Source organism: Jatrophihabitans sp. GAS493, assembly GCF_900230215.1.
In the GTDB taxonomy this organism is placed as follows: domain Bacteria; phylum Actinomycetota; class Actinomycetes; order Mycobacteriales; family Jatrophihabitantaceae; genus MT45.
In genome coordinates this window covers 4,190,191-4,205,747 of sequence record NZ_LT907982.1, presented here as the reverse complement: position 1 = coordinate 4,205,747, position 15,557 = coordinate 4,190,191, and the positions used below count along the sequence as shown (strand labels likewise).

At 68.3% G+C, this 15,557-nt stretch carries 15 protein-coding genes; 14 read left to right on the top strand and 1 reads right to left on the bottom strand.

Going from position 1 to position 15,557, the window contains the following annotated elements:
* Positions 1–24: 24 nt before the first annotated feature.
* From CPH63_RS19325 to CPH63_RS19300, 6 genes are all read left to right on the top strand, one after another.
* Positions 25–765 (top strand): 16S rRNA (uracil(1498)-N(3))-methyltransferase, encoded by a 741-nt coding sequence (locus CPH63_RS19325; RefSeq protein ID WP_096304398.1) that lies wholly within the window; start codon positions 25–27, stop codon positions 763–765.
* Positions 766–824: 59 nt separating this feature from the next.
* The gene (locus CPH63_RS19320) at positions 825–1,163 is read left to right on the top strand and encodes a histidine triad nucleotide-binding protein (protein ID WP_096304397.1); all 339 of its coding nucleotides are present in this window, start codon (positions 825–827) and stop codon (positions 1,161–1,163) included.
* Positions 1,164–1,258: 95 nt separating this feature from the next.
* Positions 1,259–2,347, top strand: coding sequence for a PhoH family protein (locus CPH63_RS19315; RefSeq protein WP_371363546.1), 1,089 nt, complete (start codon positions 1,259–1,261; stop codon positions 2,345–2,347).
* Positions 2,348–2,532: 185 nt separating this feature from the next.
* On the top strand, positions 2,533–3,129 hold the full coding sequence (gene ybeY, locus CPH63_RS19310; protein WP_096304396.1) for an rRNA maturation RNase YbeY: 597 nt from the start codon (positions 2,533–2,535) through the stop codon (positions 3,127–3,129).
* A complete protein-coding gene (locus CPH63_RS19305) occupies positions 3,126–4,523 on the top strand; it encodes a hemolysin family protein (protein ID WP_096304395.1) in 1,398 nt (465 codons plus the stop codon). Before ybeY ends, CPH63_RS19305 begins: the two co-directional genes overlap by 4 nt.
* Positions 4,520–4,846, top strand: a complete 327-nt coding sequence (locus CPH63_RS19300) for a cytidine deaminase (RefSeq protein ID WP_096304394.1) — start codon at positions 4,520–4,522, stop codon at positions 4,844–4,846. Before CPH63_RS19305 ends, CPH63_RS19300 begins: the two co-directional genes overlap by 4 nt.
* Before the next feature lie 19 nt (positions 4,847–4,865).
* Here the strand turns inward: CPH63_RS19300 and CPH63_RS19295 are convergent, their stop codons facing one another.
* Positions 4,866–5,660 carry a S9 family peptidase gene (locus CPH63_RS19295; RefSeq protein ID WP_096304393.1) on the bottom strand — a complete coding sequence of 265 codons (795 nt, stop codon included), beginning with the start codon at positions 5,658–5,660 and terminating at the stop codon, positions 4,866–4,868.
* 58 nt (positions 5,661–5,718) lie between these two features.
* On the opposite strand from CPH63_RS19295, the gene era reads away from it, so the two are divergent.
* The 8 genes from era to ppdK all read left to right on the top strand — a co-directional run bounded on the left by era (position 5,719) and on the right by ppdK (position 15,547).
* Positions 5,719–6,609, top strand: coding sequence for a GTPase Era (gene era / locus CPH63_RS19290; RefSeq protein ID WP_096304392.1), 891 nt, complete (start codon positions 5,719–5,721; stop codon positions 6,607–6,609).
* 9 nt (positions 6,610–6,618) lie between these two features.
* Positions 6,619–7,842: an MFS transporter gene (locus CPH63_RS19285; RefSeq protein WP_096304391.1), complete on the top strand. Its 1,224-nt coding sequence runs from the start codon at positions 6,619–6,621 to the stop codon at positions 7,840–7,842.
* A gap of 46 nt (positions 7,843–7,888) precedes the next feature.
* The gene (gene recO / locus CPH63_RS19280) at positions 7,889–8,650 is read left to right on the top strand and encodes a DNA repair protein RecO (RefSeq protein WP_096304390.1); all 762 of its coding nucleotides are present in this window, start codon (positions 7,889–7,891) and stop codon (positions 8,648–8,650) included.
* A gap of 170 nt (positions 8,651–8,820) precedes the next feature.
* Positions 8,821–9,672, top strand: a complete 852-nt coding sequence (locus CPH63_RS19275) for an isoprenyl transferase (protein WP_096305292.1) — start codon at positions 8,821–8,823, stop codon at positions 9,670–9,672.
* Positions 9,669–9,989 (top strand): antibiotic biosynthesis monooxygenase, encoded by a 321-nt coding sequence (locus tag CPH63_RS19270; RefSeq protein ID WP_096304389.1) that lies wholly within the window; start codon positions 9,669–9,671, stop codon positions 9,987–9,989. The genes CPH63_RS19275 and CPH63_RS19270 overlap by 4 nt, the downstream gene beginning before the upstream one ends.
* Before the next feature lie 110 nt (positions 9,990–10,099).
* The gene (locus CPH63_RS19265; RefSeq protein ID WP_096304388.1) at positions 10,100–11,482 is read left to right on the top strand and encodes a glycine--tRNA ligase; all 1,383 of its coding nucleotides are present in this window, start codon (positions 10,100–10,102) and stop codon (positions 11,480–11,482) included.
* Positions 11,476–12,645: a tRNA dihydrouridine synthase DusB gene (gene dusB / locus CPH63_RS19260; RefSeq protein WP_172892332.1), complete on the top strand. Its 1,170-nt coding sequence runs from the start codon at positions 11,476–11,478 to the stop codon at positions 12,643–12,645. The genes CPH63_RS19265 and dusB overlap by 7 nt, the downstream gene beginning before the upstream one ends.
* A 238-nt stretch (positions 12,646–12,883) precedes the next feature.
* Complete coding sequence (gene ppdK / locus CPH63_RS19255) at positions 12,884–15,547, top strand: pyruvate, phosphate dikinase (protein WP_096304386.1); 2,664 nt, start codon at positions 12,884–12,886, stop codon at positions 15,545–15,547.
* Positions 15,548–15,557 lie beyond the last annotated feature (10 nt).

Below are 15,557 nucleotides of genomic sequence, written 5' to 3'. Positions count from 1 at the left end.
CCCTTTCCGGGTAAGCCAAATCTAATGACGCCACCGCTCTTCCTACTCCCCGAGCTTCCGCCCGGAGTCGCCGTGGGCGCGCTGCTCACCCTCAGTGGTGACGAGGGGCGGCACGCGGCACGGGTGAAACGGATGACGGCCGGCGAGGCGGTCCTCGTCGGAGACGGGCGTGGCCTCGTCGTCGAATGCGAGGTGCAGCGGGTCGGCTCGGACGAGGTCGTACTCAGCGTGCTCGCCGTGCGGGTGCACCCGGCCGCATCGCCGCGCCTGGTGGTGATCCAGGCGTTGCCGAAGGGGGAGCGGGCCGAGCTCGCCGTCGAGGTGATGACCGAGCTCGGCGTGGATGAGATCGTCCCCTGGTCGGCGTCCCGCTCGATCGTGCAGTGGCACGGCGCGCGGGGGGAGAAGGCACTGCAGCGCTGGCGCAGCACGGCACGTGAGGCGGCCAAGCAGAGCCGCCGATCCTTCATCCCGTCGGTGAGCGCGCTCGCCTCCACCGCAGCCGTCGCCGGCCGGCTGCGCGCGGCGACCACTGCACTGATACTCCACGAAGATGCCTCGGTCGGGATCTCCGCGGCGCCGTTGTCGACCGCGGGCGACGTGCTGCTGGTGGTCGGGCCGGAGGGGGGCATCAGCCCGGACGAGCTCGCCGCCTTCGCCGACGCCGGGGCCAGCGCGATCCGTCTGGGCAGCGAAGTGCTGCGAACCTCCACTGCCGGCGCGGCGGCGCTGGCCGCCCTCTCGCTACGACTGAAGCGCTGGTAGGTCCAACTTCAGCGGTCACGGCGGCCGGGTTCTCGGTGGGCTCCGGTTAGGCTCGAACGGTGACCGATGACTGCCTCTTCTGCAAGATCGTCGCCGGTGAAATTCCGGCCACCATCCGCTTCCGTGACGACTCGGTGATCGCCTTCGAGGACCTGAACCCGCAGGCTCCGACTCATCTGCTGGTCGTACCGAGGACGCACGTGCGCGACATCGTCGAGCTCGGACAGGACCCGCAGCTGGCCGGGGCGTTCGTGGCCGGGGTGCGCGCCACGGCAGCTGAGCTGGGTCTCACCGCGTTCCGGACCGTCTTCAACACCGGTGCCGAGGTTGGGCAGAGCGTCTTTCACGTGCACGCACATCTGCTCTCCGGCCGCCCCATGGGGTGGCCACCCGGCTAGCGGCCAGCACCGGCGGCAGATAAAGCGCCTGCTCGATGTCGGTGTTCCCGGCTAGAATCAGAGCATCAGCCGCCAACGAAAGCAGTGAACCGTACTTGACGTCGACGTCCAGCACCTCGAGTCCTGCCAGTCCTCGGTCTTCTGTCAGCTCCGCTGTCAGTTCACCGGCCGGCTCAGCTGTAACTGCTGACCCGGTCTCCACGACCTACGTGGTTCCGACTGACGTTGCGATGGTGGCGCTCCTCGGCTCCGGAGACGAGCTCCTACGGGTGATCGAACGAAGCCTCGACAGCGATGTCCATGTTCGCGGCAACGAGATCACCATCACCGGCGAGCCCGGGAACAACGCCATCGCGGCCCGGCTCTTCGACGAGCTGGTCGCCCTGGTCACCGGTGGAAATCACCTCACGCCGGACGCGGTCAGTCGCTCCCTGGCGATGCTCACCGCGGACAACGGCGATCGCCCCGCCGAGGTGCTGAGCCTCAACATCCTCTCCCGGCGCGGCAAGAACATCCGTCCCAAGACGGTGAACCAGAAGAACTACGTCGATGCGATCGACAAGAACACCGTCGTCTTCGGCATCGGTCCGGCCGGCACCGGGAAGACGTACCTCGCCGTGGCGAAGGCCGTCCAGGCGCTGCAGGCTAAGCAGGTGAGCCGGATCATCCTGACCCGCCCGGCCGTCGAAGCCGGCGAGCGTCTCGGATTTCTGCCCGGCACCCTCTACGACAAGATCGACCCGTACCTGCGGCCGCTGCTGGACGCGCTGCACGACATGCTCGACCCCGAGTCGATCCCGCGCCTCACTGCGGCCGGCACGATCGAGGTGGCGCCGCTGGCCTACATGCGCGGGCGGACGCTCAACGATGCGTTCATCATTCTCGACGAGGCCCAGAACACCACGCCGGAGCAGATGAAGATGTTCCTGACCCGGCTCGGGTTCGGCTCCAAGATGGTGGTCACCGGCGACGTCACCCAGGTTGACCTGCCGGGCGGGGCGAGTGGCTTGAAGGTGGTGCGGGAGATCCTCACCGACATCAATGACGTGCACTTCGCGAAGCTCTCCAGTGCGGATGTGGTTCGTCACCGGCTGGTCGGTGAGATCGTCGACGCTTATGAGCGTTACGACTCCAGCAACGCGATCGCCGCGCCGGCCAGCGCCCACCGCGCTGCCCAGCGATGAGCGCCAGCGAAGAGCCGTGTGCCCGATGAGTGAGGATCGCAGCGAGGTACGAGTGAGGACCGGAGCGAATCCAGCGATGAGCGCCAGCGAAGAGCCGTGTGCCCGATGAGTGAGGATCGCAGCGAGGTACGAGTGAGGACCGGAGCGAATCCAGCGATGAGCGCCAGCGAAGAGCCGTGTGCCCGATGAGCATCGAGGTCAACAACGAATCGGGTATCGAGGTCGACGAGCTCGTCCTGCGTGAGCTGAGCCGTTTCGTGCTGGACCGCCTCGGTATCGACCCGCTGGCCGAGCTCTCCATCGTCCTGATGGACTCCGAATCGATGGCCGCCCTGCACGTGCAGTGGATGGACATACCAGGCCCGACGGACGTGATGTCCTTCCCGATGGACGGCTCCGACTCGCCGCCGGATCACAGCGACCTCTCCGGGCCACGCGCCTCGGCGCCGCAGCAGCAGGTCGAGACGCTGCTGGGCGACGTCGTGCTCTGCCCGGAGGTCGCGGCCACGCAGGCCAAGGCCGCCGGTCACAGCACCGCGGCCGAGCTGCACCTGCTGACCACCCACGGCATCCTGCACCTGCTGGGGTATGACCACGGCGACCCGGAGGAGGAGCGGGAGATGTTCGCCCGCCAGACCGAACTCCTCGCCGCCTGGTCGGCCAGCTCCGGACACGGGCCGATCAACGCTCCGCTGCCCGGCACCGCGGGCGAGGTCCGGGCCTGGGCTCATTCGGAGGCTCATTCGGAGGCTCATTCCGAGGCCCAGTCCGATCCGACATGAGCCAATCGGACGTGATCGTCCTCATCGGGGCGATCCTGCTGGTCCCGCTGGCCGGTGGCCTGGCCTGCGTCGATTCGGCACTGGCCCGGGTGTCGGTGGCCCGCGTCGACGAGTTCGCCCGGGAGCGACGCCGCGGGGCCAAGACGCTGGCCCTGGTTGTGGCCGACCGGGCCCGCTACACGAACCTGTTGCTGCTGCTGCGGATGACCTGCGAGCTCACCTCGACGGTGCTGGTGACGATCGTCGCGCGCGCGCAGTTCGGCCCGCACTGGCCGGTGACCGTGCTGACCATCGCCGTGATGGTGGTCGCCACCTACGTGCTTGTCGGGGTCGGGCCGCGCACCATCGGGCGGCAGCACCCCTACCGGGTGGCGCTCGTCTCGGCCGGCGCCGTGCACCTGCTCGGACGGGTCTTCGGCCCGCTCGCCTCGCTGCTCATCGTCCTCGGCAATGCGGTGACCCCGGGCAAGGGGTTCCGCGAGGGTCCCTTCTCATCTGAGGTCGAGCTGCGGGAACTCGTCGACATGGCCGAGAGCCGCGGCGTGGTCGAGCACGACGAGCGCGAGATGATCCAGTCCGTCTTCGAACTGGGCGACACCATCGCCCGCGAAGTCATGGTGCCGCGCACCGAGCTCGTCTACATCGAACGCACCAAGACCGTGCCCCAGGCGCTGGCCCTCGCGCTGCGCAGCGGCTTCTCCCGCATCCCGGTCACCGACGAGAACATCGACGACATCATCGGCGTCGTCTACCTCAAAGACCTGGCTCGCCGGGCCCAGGACGCCGACCGGGCCCGCATCACCACCGTCGACGAGGTGATGCGCGTCCCCGTCTACGTCCCGGAATCCAAGCCGGTGGATGAGCTTCTCCGGGAGATGCAGGCGCACCGCACGCACATCTCGATCGTCATCGACGAGTACGGCGGCACCGCCGGGCTGGTCACTATCGAGGACATCCTGGAGGAGATCGTCGGGGAGATCGCCGACGAGTACGACAACGAGCGACCGCCGATCGAGCGGATCGACGCCGACACCGCGCGGGTCACCGCCCGTCTCGCGGTGGAGGATCTGGCCTCGCTCTTCAACGTCGACCTCCCCGATCGCGATGACGTCGAAACGGTCGGGGGACTGCTGGCCGAGAGCCTCGGCACGGTGCCGATCCCGGGTTCGACGGCGACGATCCGGGGTCTGGAGCTCACCGCGGAGAGCGTCGGCGGCCGCCGCAATCGCATCGATACAGTGCTGGTGCGTCGCGTCGAGACGCCGGCGGCGGGCGCCGACGACCCCGATTCGACAACGCCGCGCTCGGGCCGGGAGGATCGTGGCAGCCGGGAGGAACGCCGGCGCGACGACGACAAGGTCTCGAATTCTTCAGGAAAAGGTGAGCGAAAGTGACTGAGCTGTCAGCCGAGGACGCGAAACTGGTGACGCTGGCCAGATCGGCCCGGGCCCGCAGCCGGGCCGACCAGGGAGCGGCCGTCCGGGATTCGGACGGCCGCACTTATGTGGCCTCCACCGTCTGGCTGCCGTCGCTCTCACTGTCGGCCCTGCAGCTGGCGGTGGCCATGGCCGCCTCGTCGGGCGTGAACAAGCTGGAGGCGGCGGTCATCCTCGGTGAGTGGACCACCGACGAACCGGGGATGGCCGCGGCCCGTGAGCTGGCCCCGAACATCGTGATCTTCACCGCCGACCCGTCCGGAGCAGTGGCTCCCGCCTAGTCGAGCGCGTCTGTACCGCTCAGCTGAGGAGTTCGGGGAGGGCATCGAGGACCGTCTGCCACGCCGGATCGGAGACGTCGATGAGCTCCATGTGTCCGCCCGCCAGGTCGGCCAGCGTCGCCTCGTCGCCAGCCTGCCGGGCCGCCCGGACGTAATGCTCGCTCTGCTGAAACGGCACGTCGTCATCACCGTGCCCGTGCACGCAGAGCACCCGCGCGCCGGTCGGCAACAGCTGAACCGGGTCGGCCACCGCGTAGCGCTGCGGTACCTCCTCCGGCGTCCCGCCGAGCAGGTCGAGCACCGCGCCGTCTCCGACCACGCTGCCCGCCGCCTCGGCCAGGCAGAGCACCCCGGCCTGGGCGACGGCCGCGGTGACCTGAACTCGGGGCTGCGCGCCGGGGACACCGGCGGGCAGCGTCGCCCGCCCCGCGGCCCAGACCGCCAGGTGGCCGCCGGCCGAGTGCCCGACCGCGGCGACCCGGCTCAGATCGAGCTGGAACTCCCCGGCCAGGTCAGCCAACCGGTCGATGCCGGCGGCGACGTCGTCGAAGGTCTGCGGCCAGCCGCCGCCCCCACCAGTGCCACCGCCGACCCGCCGGTACTCCAGATTCCAGGCGGCCCAGCCCCGCGCCGCCAGGTCGAGGGCGAGCGGGCGTCCGAGCCCCAGGTTGTAGCGGCTGCGCCAGAAACCGCCGTGGATGACGACCACGGTTCCCGGGCGTCGCTCCCCGGCGGGGAGGTACAGCTCGCCGAACTGGGACGGCTCATCGCCATAGCTGTGCTTGCTGACGGCGGTCGGGGTGGCGGCGCTCATCCCACCATTCTCTTCCAGCGGTCCCGTCCGGGGCCGCGGGCGTGGGAGACTGGGGCACGTGTCAAGTTTTCGTTCCGGTTTCTGCTGCTTCGTAGGACGCCCAAATGCGGGGAAGTCCACCCTGACGAATGCCCTGGTCGGCAGCAAGATCGTCATCACCAGCGACAAGCCGCAGACCACCCGCCACGCCGTGCGGGGGATCGTCAACCTCCCGGACGCGCAGCTCATCGTGGTGGACACCCCCGGGTTGCACCGGCCGCGGACGCTGCTCGGACAGCGGCTCAACGATGTTGTGCACGACACCCTGGCCGACGTCGACGTGATTGGTTTCTGCCTGCCGGCCAACGAGAAGATCGGCCCCGGTGACCGTTACATCGCGGCCGAGTTGGCGAAGCTGAACAAGACCGTCATCGCCGTCATCACCAAGACCGACGTTGCCAAGAAGGACGAGATCGGCGCGCAGCTGCTCGCCGTGAGCCAGCTCGGTGACTTCGCCGAGATAGTGCCCGTCTCGGCTGTCGCGGGCGAGCAGGTGGAACTGCTTGCCAGCCTCTTCGCCGCCCGGCTGCCCGAGGGGCCGGCTCTCTACCCGGACGATGTGCTCACCGACTCCGAGGATGAATCCCGGATGGCGGAGCTGATCCGGGAGGCCGCGCTGGACGGGGTCTTCGACGAGCTTCCACACTCCATCGCGGTGACCATCGAGGAGATGCGCCCACGGGCCGGCAACCCGAATATCACCGAGATCTTCGCGACCATTCATCTGGAGCGCGACAGCCAGAAGGGCATCATGATCGGGCACAAGGGGGCCCGGCTGAAGCAGATCGGGATCACCTCTCGCAAGGGCATCGAGGAGCTCATCGGCAGCAAGGTGCATCTGGACCTGCACATCGCCGTGATGGCCGAATGGCAGCGTGACCCGAAGAAACTCGATCGGCTGGGCTTCTAAGCAACTGCGATGCTCGACAACTACCGTACGGTCTTCCGTACTCCTGGCAGTGCTGCGTTCTGCGCGGCGGCCTTCGTCATGCGCAGCGCGATCGCGCTCTACCCGCTCGGGCTGGTGCTGCTGATCTCTCTGCGCACCGGGCACTACAGTTTCGCCGGTCTCCTCTCGGGGATCTACGTCATCTCCTCCGGTGCCGGCAACCCGGTGCTCGGCCGCTATGTCGACCGCTACGGGCAGACCCGGTTGCTGCTGCCGTTCACCGCGATCCACGTTGCCGCGATCGGCACCATGGCTCTGCTGGCTGAGCTCAACGCACCGGACTGGACGCTGATCCCACCCACCGCGATCGGTGGCTTCTTCTACTTGGCGGTCGGTTCGCTGGTCCGTGCTCGCTGGTCCTACGTGCTGAAGAATCAGGCGGAGTTGACGACCGCCTACTCCCTCGAAGCGACGTTGGACGAGTTGATCTTCGTGCTCGGGCCGGTCATCGCGACGGTGATCGCCACCCAGCTCGATCCGACGCTGGTGCCGGTGCTCGGCTGCCTGGTCGTCGGGGGTGGCGCCATCTGGCTCTCCCGGCTGACCGGCAGTGCCCCGCCGCCGCACCCGCAGGGGAGTGAGCGGACCCGCTCCGCGCTGCGCTTCCGTGGGGTCCCGCTGGTCTTCGCGGCCATGATCTGCACCGGTGGCTTCTTCGCCAGCGCCGAGATCACCATCATCGCGTTCTGCGGCGAGCGCGGTTCGGCCGGCGTCAGCGGTGCGGTGCTGGCCTGCCTCTCGCTGGGCAGCGCCTCATCCGGCTTCGTCTACGGCGCCCGCCACTGGGGACCGCCGCTGCTGCAGCGCTTCTGGTGGCAGAGCATCCTCTTCGGCTCGATGCCGGTGCTGCTGCTCTTCGCCACCACCATCCCGATGCTGGCGCTCATCTCCTTCGTGGTCGGGCTGGCCACCGCGCCGCTGCTGATCACCGCGTTCGGGCTGGTCGAACGGATCGTCCCGGACCGGGTGCTCACCGAGGGAATGGCCTGGATGACCACGGGGTTGAGCCTTGGCTATGGGCTCTTCGCCGGCGTCGTCGGGCGTATCGCCGACACCCACGGTGCCCGCCCGGCCTTCAGCGTCGCCATCGCCTGCGGGCTGGTCGAGGCGGTGGCCGCCTTCGCGGTGTACTCGATGCTGCGCGGGGCGCCGCTGCCCGGTGACGCGGCTGATGCGGCCGCGCTGCCGACCTGAGCGGCGCCTGCGGAGTTTTGTCCGACCCTGATGGGAGGATCGTGCCGTGCCGCTCTACCGAGATGAGGCGGTCGTGCTGCGCGTCCACAAGCTGGGCGAAGCCGACCGCATCGTCACGCTGCTCACTCGCCGTCACGGTCGGGTCCGGGCGGTCGGCAAGGGTGTGCGCCGCACCAGTTCGCGCTTCGGGGCGCGTCTGGAGCCCGGAAGCCACGTCGACGTGCAGTTCCATACCCGGCACAACCCCGAGCAGGCCGTCTCCGGTCACTCCTCGCGTGGCCTCGACTTGGTGACCCAGACCGAGTCCATCGCAGCATTCGGGGCACAGCTGGCCAACGACTACCCACGGTGGACGGCGGCGTCGGCGATCTGTGAGACCACCGAACGGCTCACCGAGGAGGGTGAACCGGCGCTACGCCTCTACCTGCTGGTCGTCGGCGCGCTGCGGGCGCTGGTGGAGCGCGAGCACGATCCCAGCCTGATCCTGGACGCCTTCTTCATCCGGGCGATGGCGAACGCGGGATGGGAGCCGGCGCTGCGTGAGTGCGCCGTCTGCTCCGCGCCGGGGCCGCACAGCTGGTTCAACGTGCAGGCAGGCGGGGCGGTCTGCAACGACTGCCGCCCGACCGGTTCGGCCCGCCCTCAGCCGGCCACCATCGAGCTGATGGTTGCGCTCCTGTCCGGCAACTGGGCGATCGCCGACCTCAGCGAGAGTTCACCGCGCCGGGAGGCCAGCGGGCTGATCGCGGCTCACCTGCAGTGGCACCTCGAGCGGGGGCTGCGCTCGCTGCCCCTCGTCGACCGGTAGCCCACTCGGCCGAACTCCCGAAGGTTCTGCGAATGGAGGGCTATAGCCCCCAGATCGCAGGACATTCGCTCCTATCGTGCCTGCTATTTCTAGGCTGGGGCCCAAAAGGCCGGAGCGTTCACCAGGTCGCGGGATGTGGTCGCCATTCCTAGTGAACTACGGTGATTGACGTGGCCGCGAACTCCTCCAGCACCGACCGACGATCGTCACGGACCAGCCGCTGGCCCGATCCGCCGCCACACCCCTCCGGCGCCACCCCGCCCGACATCCCCCAGCAGTTCGTCCCCAAGCACGTGGCCGTCGTGATGGACGGCAACGGTCGCTGGGCTCAGCAGCGCGGACTCCCCCGGACCGAGGGGCACAAGGCCGGCGAGGCGGCCCTGCTCGACGTACTGCACGGCGCGATGCAGGTCGGTATCTCCACCGTCTCGGCCTACGCCTTCTCCACCGAGAACTGGCGCCGCTCGCCGGAGGAGGTGCGCTTCCTGATGGGGTTCAACAAGGACGTAATCCGCCGCCGCCGGGATGAGTTGAATGCGCTCGGCGTGCACATCCGCTGGGCCGGCCGCCGCCCGCGGCTCTGGCGCTCGGTGATCGACCAGCTTGAGGACGCCGAGCAGGTGACCCGCGGCAACGACCGCCTCACCCTGCAGTTCTGCGTGAACTACGGTGGCCGGGCCGAGATCGTCGACGCCGTCCGGGAGATCAGCCGGCAGGCCGCCGCAGGCAAGCTCAACCCGGCCAAGATCGACGAGCGGACGATCAGCGAGCATCTGTACGAGCCCGACCTCGGCGACGTGGACCTCTTCATCCGCACCAGCGGCGAGCAGCGCACCTCCAACTTCCTGCTCTGGCAGTCGGCCTACGCCGAGCTGGCCTTCGTCGACACCCCGTGGCCGGCCTTCGACCGTCGCCACCTCTGGCAGGCCTGCCTGGACTACGCTTCCCGCGACCGCCGCTTCGGCGCCGCCGGGCCGGTCGAGGCGATCAACACCGACGCGGCCGACGGGATCAACCCGTGATCTCGGTGACCCACTTCGACGCCGGTGACGACCTGAGCTTCGCCGAGCGGGCTCAGGCCGCACTCGCCGCCCTGGCCGCCCGCCCCGGCTACCTGGGCGGCAGCCTCGGACGCTCCACCGACGACGACGGGCAGTGGATCATCGTCACCGAATGGGCCGACGTCGGCTCCTACCGGCGCGCGCTCGGCGGCTTCGAAGTGAAGATGCTGGCCACACCGCTGCTTGCCCAGGCGATCGATCAGCCCAGCTCGTTCGAGCAACTGGTGCTCATCGACGCCGACCAGCAGGTGACGCTGCGGCGCAGCGACCGGGCCTGAGCTGCGGCCAACGCCGTGGTCGCCGACCCTGCCTGAGCAGCTGATGAGTTGGCAGCGCCCGATATCCTTGAGTCGTCTACCAACGCATCACCGCCACTGATGGAGAAGCTGTGCCCGCCGATCGCAACGACAACGTAGTCAACCTCGCCAAGAAGCGGGGTTTTGTCTTCCCGTCCAGCGAGATCTACGGCGGAACTCGCTCAGCCTGGGACTACGGCCCGCTCGGTGTGGAGCTGAAGGAGAACGTCCGCCGGCAGTGGTGGAAGGCGATGGTCACCTCGCGCGAAGACGTCGTCGGCCTGGACTCCGCGGTCATCCTCTCCACCGACGTCTGGAAGGCCTCCGGCCACCTGGAGACCTTCACCGATCCGCTCACCGAGTGCACCCACTGTCACAAGCGATACCGGGCCGACCATCTCGAGGAGGAGTACGAGGCGCGCAAGGGCCGGCTGCCGGAGAACGGACTGGCCGACATCCCGTGCCCGAACTGCGGCAACCGCAACACCTGGACCGAGCCGCGTCCCTTCTCCGGGATGCTCAAGACCTTCCTCGGCCCGATCGAGGACGAGTCCGGTGTGCACTACCTGCGCCCGGAGACCGCCCAGGGCATCTTCCTGAACTTCAAGAACATCTCGCGCACGGCTCGCAAGAAGCCGCCGTTCGGCATCGCCCAGACCGGCAAGAGCTTCCGCAACGAGATCACCCCGGGCAACTTCATCTTCCGCACCCGCGAGTTCGAGCAGATGGAGATGGAGTTCTTCGTCGAGCCCGGCACCGATGAGAAGTGGCACGAGTACTGGCTCGAGGAGCGCTGGAACTGGTACCTCGGCCTGGGCATCAACCCCGACAACCTGCGCTACTTCGAGCACCCGAAGGAGAAGCTCAGCCACTACTCGACGCGCACCGTCGACATCGAGTACCGCTTCCAGTTCGGCGGCTCGGAGTTCGCCGAGCTAGAGGGCATAGCCAACCGCACCGACTTCGACCTCAAGACGCACTCCGAGCACTCTGGCACCGACCTGAGCTACCTCGACACCGAGACCAACGAGCGCTGGACGCCGTATGTCATCGAGCCGGCGGCCGGCCTGACCCGCGCTGTGCTCGCCTTCCTGCTCGACGCCTACACCGAGGACGAGGCGCCGAACGCCAAGGGCGTCATGGAGAAGCGGACCGTGCTCAAGCTCGACCGGCGACTGGCCCCGGTGAAGGTGGCCGTGCTGCCGCTGTCGCGCAACGCCGACCTCTCGCCGAAGGCCCGCGAACTCGCCGCCACGCTGCGCCAGCACTGGAACATCGAGTTCGACGACGCCCAGGCGATCGGCAAGCGGTACCGGCGCCAGGACGAGATCGGCACGCCGTTCTGCGTCACCGTCGACTTCGAGACGCTGGAGGACAACGCGGTGACGATCCGCGAGCGTGACTCGATGGCCCAGGAGCGGATCGCCATCGATCAGGTCGAGTCCTACCTGGCGGCGCGCCTGATCGGCTGCTGATGACACTCCAGACGCTGCCGAAGCCGCTGACGCTGTCGTCGAAGGTGGTCGTCGACCCGCCGGTGGTGCTCGCGCCGATGGCCGGGATCACCAACATCGCATTCCGCCGGCTGGCCCGCGAGGCGACCGCCACCCAGCTCGGCGAGCGCAGCGGTGCCCTCTTCGTCAGCGAGATGATCACCTCTCGGGCGCTGGTCGAGGGGAACGAGAAGACCATGCGTCTCATCCGCTTCGGCGCCGAGGAGCAGCCCCGCAGTATCCAGCTCTACGGGGTCGACCCGGTGATCGTCGGGCAGGCCGCGCGGCGCATCGTGGAGAACGACTGGGCCGACCACATCGACCTCAACTTCGGCTGCCCGGTCCCCAAGGTCACCCGCAAGGGCGGGGGAGCGGCCCTGCCCTGGCACACCGACCTCTTCAGCGACATCGTCGAAGCAACGGTGAAGGCGGCCGACGGAGCGGTCCCGGTGACGGTGAAGATGCGGGTCGGGATCGACGACGAGCACATCACCTTCCGCGAGGCCGGCCTCCGGGCCCAGGACGCCGGCGCCGCGCATGTGGCGCTGCACGGGCGCACCGCGGCGCAGTTCTACGGCGGCCAGGCCGACTGGGATCGAATCGCCGAACTGGTGCAGCTGCTGGACATTCCGGTGCTGGGCAACGGCGACATCTGGGAGGCCGACGACGCGCTGCGAATGGTGCGTGAGACCGGCTGCGCCGGGGTCGTGGTCGGGCGCGGTTGTCTGGGACGTCCGTGGCTCTTCGCCGATCTGGCGGCGGCCTTCGCGGGCAGCCCGCAGCGCAGCCGACCGGGCTTGGAGCAGGTCGCGGCTACGATGTTTCGCCACGCCGAGCTGCTGGCCGATTTCATCGGCGAGGATCGCGGGCTGGCTGATTTCCGCAAGCATGTGGCCTGGTATCTCAAGGGATTCTCGGTCGGTGGCGAGTTGCGAACCGCCCTGGCCAGCGTGCACACCCTGGTCGAGCTGCGCTCGCTGCTGGATCTGCTCGACCTACAGCAGCCCTTCCCGACCGCGGTGCTCGGGCAGCCCCGGGGGCGCACCACCGGCGGCCGGGCCGTCTCGCTGCCGCAGGGGTGGCTCAGCTCGCGCTCGGATCGCAGCGTCCCGCGCGATGCGGAACTGGCCGACTCAGGCGGCTGAAAGTGCGCCGGCAACAGTCGCCGGGAGGCCTAACTAGAACGCGTAAGTAAGGGGGTTAGATACATCCCATTTATCGGCGGATCCCGGTTGTAAGCGTTCTCGTCATCTAGTCTTTCGAAATCTCGACCTCACGCAGCGCCTGACCGAATCCTCCGAGGGTCAGTGCCCGGGTAAGCGTCGAGAACTTTGGTTTTACGACCGTTCATTCGATCAAGACTCGACGAAACAGGTGTCCGCCATGACGAAGTTCGTGTTCGACTTTGCCGAAGGCAACCGGGATATGAAGGACCTGCTGGGAGGCAAGGGAGCCAACCTCGCCGAGATGACCAATCTCGGCCTGCCGGTTCCGCCCGGCTTCACCATCACCACCGAGGCCTGCCACGCTTTCCTGAAGAGCGGCCGCGAGCCGGAGGGCCTGAGCGAAGAGGTCAGCACCCATCTCGAGGCGCTCGAGGCCCGGATGGGCAAGAAGCTCGGCCAGTCGGACAACCCGCTGCTCGTCTCGGTCCGCTCCGGGGCCAAGTTCTCGATGCCGGGCATGATGGAGACCGTCCTCAACATCGGTCTGAACGACCAGTCGGTGCGCGGGCTCGCGGCGCAGGCCGGTAACGAGCGGTTCGCCTTCGACTCCTACCGTCGCCTCATCCAGATGTTCGGAAAGACCGTGCTGGGCATCCACGGTGAGTACTTCGAAGAGGCCATCGACGCCGCGAAGCACGCCAAGGGCACCACCAATGATCTCGATCTGGACGCCGAGGACCTGCGCTCGCTGGTCGAGACGTACAAGGACGTCGTGATCAAGCACGCCGGCCGTGAGTTCCCGCAGGAGCCGCGGGAGCAGATGGATCTGGCCGTGAAGGCGGTCTTCGAATCCTGGAACACCGACCGCGCGGTGATTTACCGCCGCCAGGAGCGCATCCCGGGTGACCTCGGCACCGCCGTCAACATCTGTTCGATGGTCTTCGGCAACCTGGACATGACCTCGGGCACCGGAGTCGCCTTCACCCGTGACCCGGCCTCCGGCGCCAAGGGTGTCTACGGCGACTACCTGCAGAACGCACAGGGCGAGGATGTCGTCGCCGGCATCCGTAACACCATCCCGCTGGCCGACCTGGAGGAGATCGACAAGACCTCCTACGACGAGCTCATGAACATCATGTCCACCCTCGAGGGGCACTACAAGGACCTCTGCGACATCGAGTTCACCGTCGAGCGCGGCAAGCTTTGGATGCTGCAGACCCGGGTCGGCAAGCGCACCGCCGCGGCCGCCTTCCGCATCGCCACACAACTGGTCGACCAGGGCCTCATCGACATGGACGAGGCGATCCAGCGGGTAACCGGCGCTCAGCTGGCGCAGCTGATGTTCCCGCGATTCGACGAGTCCAGCGGCATGAAGCAGATCGCCAAGGGCATGAATGCCTCTCCGGGGGCAGCGGTCGGGCGGGTCGTCTTCGACTCCTACACCGCCGTGAAGTGGTCCCGGTCGGGTGAGAAGGTGATCCTGGTCCGTCGCGAGACCAACCCGGACGATCTCAACGGCATGATCGCGGCCGAGGGCATCCTGACCAGCCGCGGTGGGAAGACCTCGCACGCCGCTGTCGTGGCCCGTGGCATGGGCAAGACCTGCGTCTGTGGCGTCGACTCGATCGACGTCGACACCAAGAGCCGGGTCATGCGCGCGCCGGGTGGCGTGGTCGTGCAGGAGGGCGACGTCATCTCCATCGACGGGACCTCGGGCAAGGTTTACCTGGGCGAAGTGCCCGTGGTCGCCTCGCCGGTGGTGCGCTTCTTCGAAGGGGACGAGACGGCCGTCGGTGACGAGCTGGTGGCGGCCGTGGCCCGGATCATGGAGCACGCCGACAGCAAGCGCCGGATGGCGGTGCGCACCAACGCCGACAACGCCGAGGACTCGGAGCGGGCTCGTCGCTTCGGCGCGCAGGGCATCGGGCTGTGCCGCACCGAGCACATGTTCCTCGGCGAGCGTCGTCAGCTGGTGGAGGACCTTATCCTGGCCGACACCGACGAGGAGCGGGACTCCCGCCTGGCCGAGTTGCTGCCGCTGCAGCGGGCCGACTTCGTCGCCATCCTGGAGGCGATGGACGGGCTGCCGGTGACGATCCGCCTCCTCGACCCGCCGCTGCACGAGTTCCTCCCGGACATCACGGAGCTGTCGGTGCGCGTCGCGGTGGCCGAGGCCCGGGGCGAGGAGCGCGAGGGTGACCTGCGGATGCTGCAGGCGGTGAGCCGCCTGCACGAGCAGAACCCGATGCTCGGCCTGCGTGGGGTGCGTCTCGGGGTGGTCATCCCCGGGCTCTTCGCGATGCAGTCCCGCGCGATCCTGGAGGCGGCCGCCGAGCGGGCGAAAGCCGGCGGTGACCCGCAGGTGGAGATCATGGTGCCGCTGGTCGGTGCCGTGCAGGAGTTCGAGACGGTCAAGCAGGACATCATCCAGGTCGCCCGCGACGTGCGGGCCGAGACCGGCGTCTTCCTCGACTTCCTGGTCGGCACGATGATCGAGCTGCCGCGCGCCGCACTGACGGCTGATCAGATCGCCGAGGCGGCCGAGTTCTTCTCCTTCGGCACGAACGACCTCACCCAGACGACCTGGGGCTTCTCCCGCGACGACGTCGAGGCGGCCTTCTTCTCGGCCTACCTGGAGAAGGGCATCTTCGGTGTCTCGCCCTTCGAGTCGATCGACCGGGAGGGGGTCGGCGAGCTGGTCCGCATCGGCGTCGAGAAGGGCCGCCTGATGCGCCCGGGACTGAAGCTCGGCGTCTGCGGCGAGCACGGCGGCGACCCGGATTCGGTGCACTTCTTCGACATGGTCGGACTCGACTACGTCTCCTGCTCACCGTTCCGGGTGCCGGTGGCCCGCCTCGAAGCCGGCCGCGCCTCCGGCTGAGCCGACCGCC

Bases quoted from the DNA above. Each gene is read 5' to 3' on its own strand.
- CPH63_RS19325 (WP_096304398.1), top strand. From the start codon at position 25: ATGACGCCACCGCTCTTCCTACTCCCCGAGCTTCCGCCCGGAGTCGCC.
- ybeY (WP_096304396.1), top strand. From the start codon at position 2,533: ATGAGCATCGAGGTCAACAACGAATCGGGTATCGAGGTCGACGAGCTC.
- CPH63_RS19305 (WP_096304395.1), top strand. From the start codon at position 3,126: ATGAGCCAATCGGACGTGATCGTCCTCATCGGGGCGATCCTGCTGGTC.
- CPH63_RS19295 (WP_096304393.1), bottom strand. From the start codon at position 5,660: ATGAGCGCCGCCACCCCGACCGCCGTCAGCAAGCACAGCTATGGCGAT.
- CPH63_RS19285 (WP_096304391.1), top strand. From the start codon at position 6,619: ATGCTCGACAACTACCGTACGGTCTTCCGTACTCCTGGCAGTGCTGCG.
- ppdK (WP_096304386.1), top strand. From the start codon at position 12,884: ATGACGAAGTTCGTGTTCGACTTTGCCGAAGGCAACCGGGATATGAAG.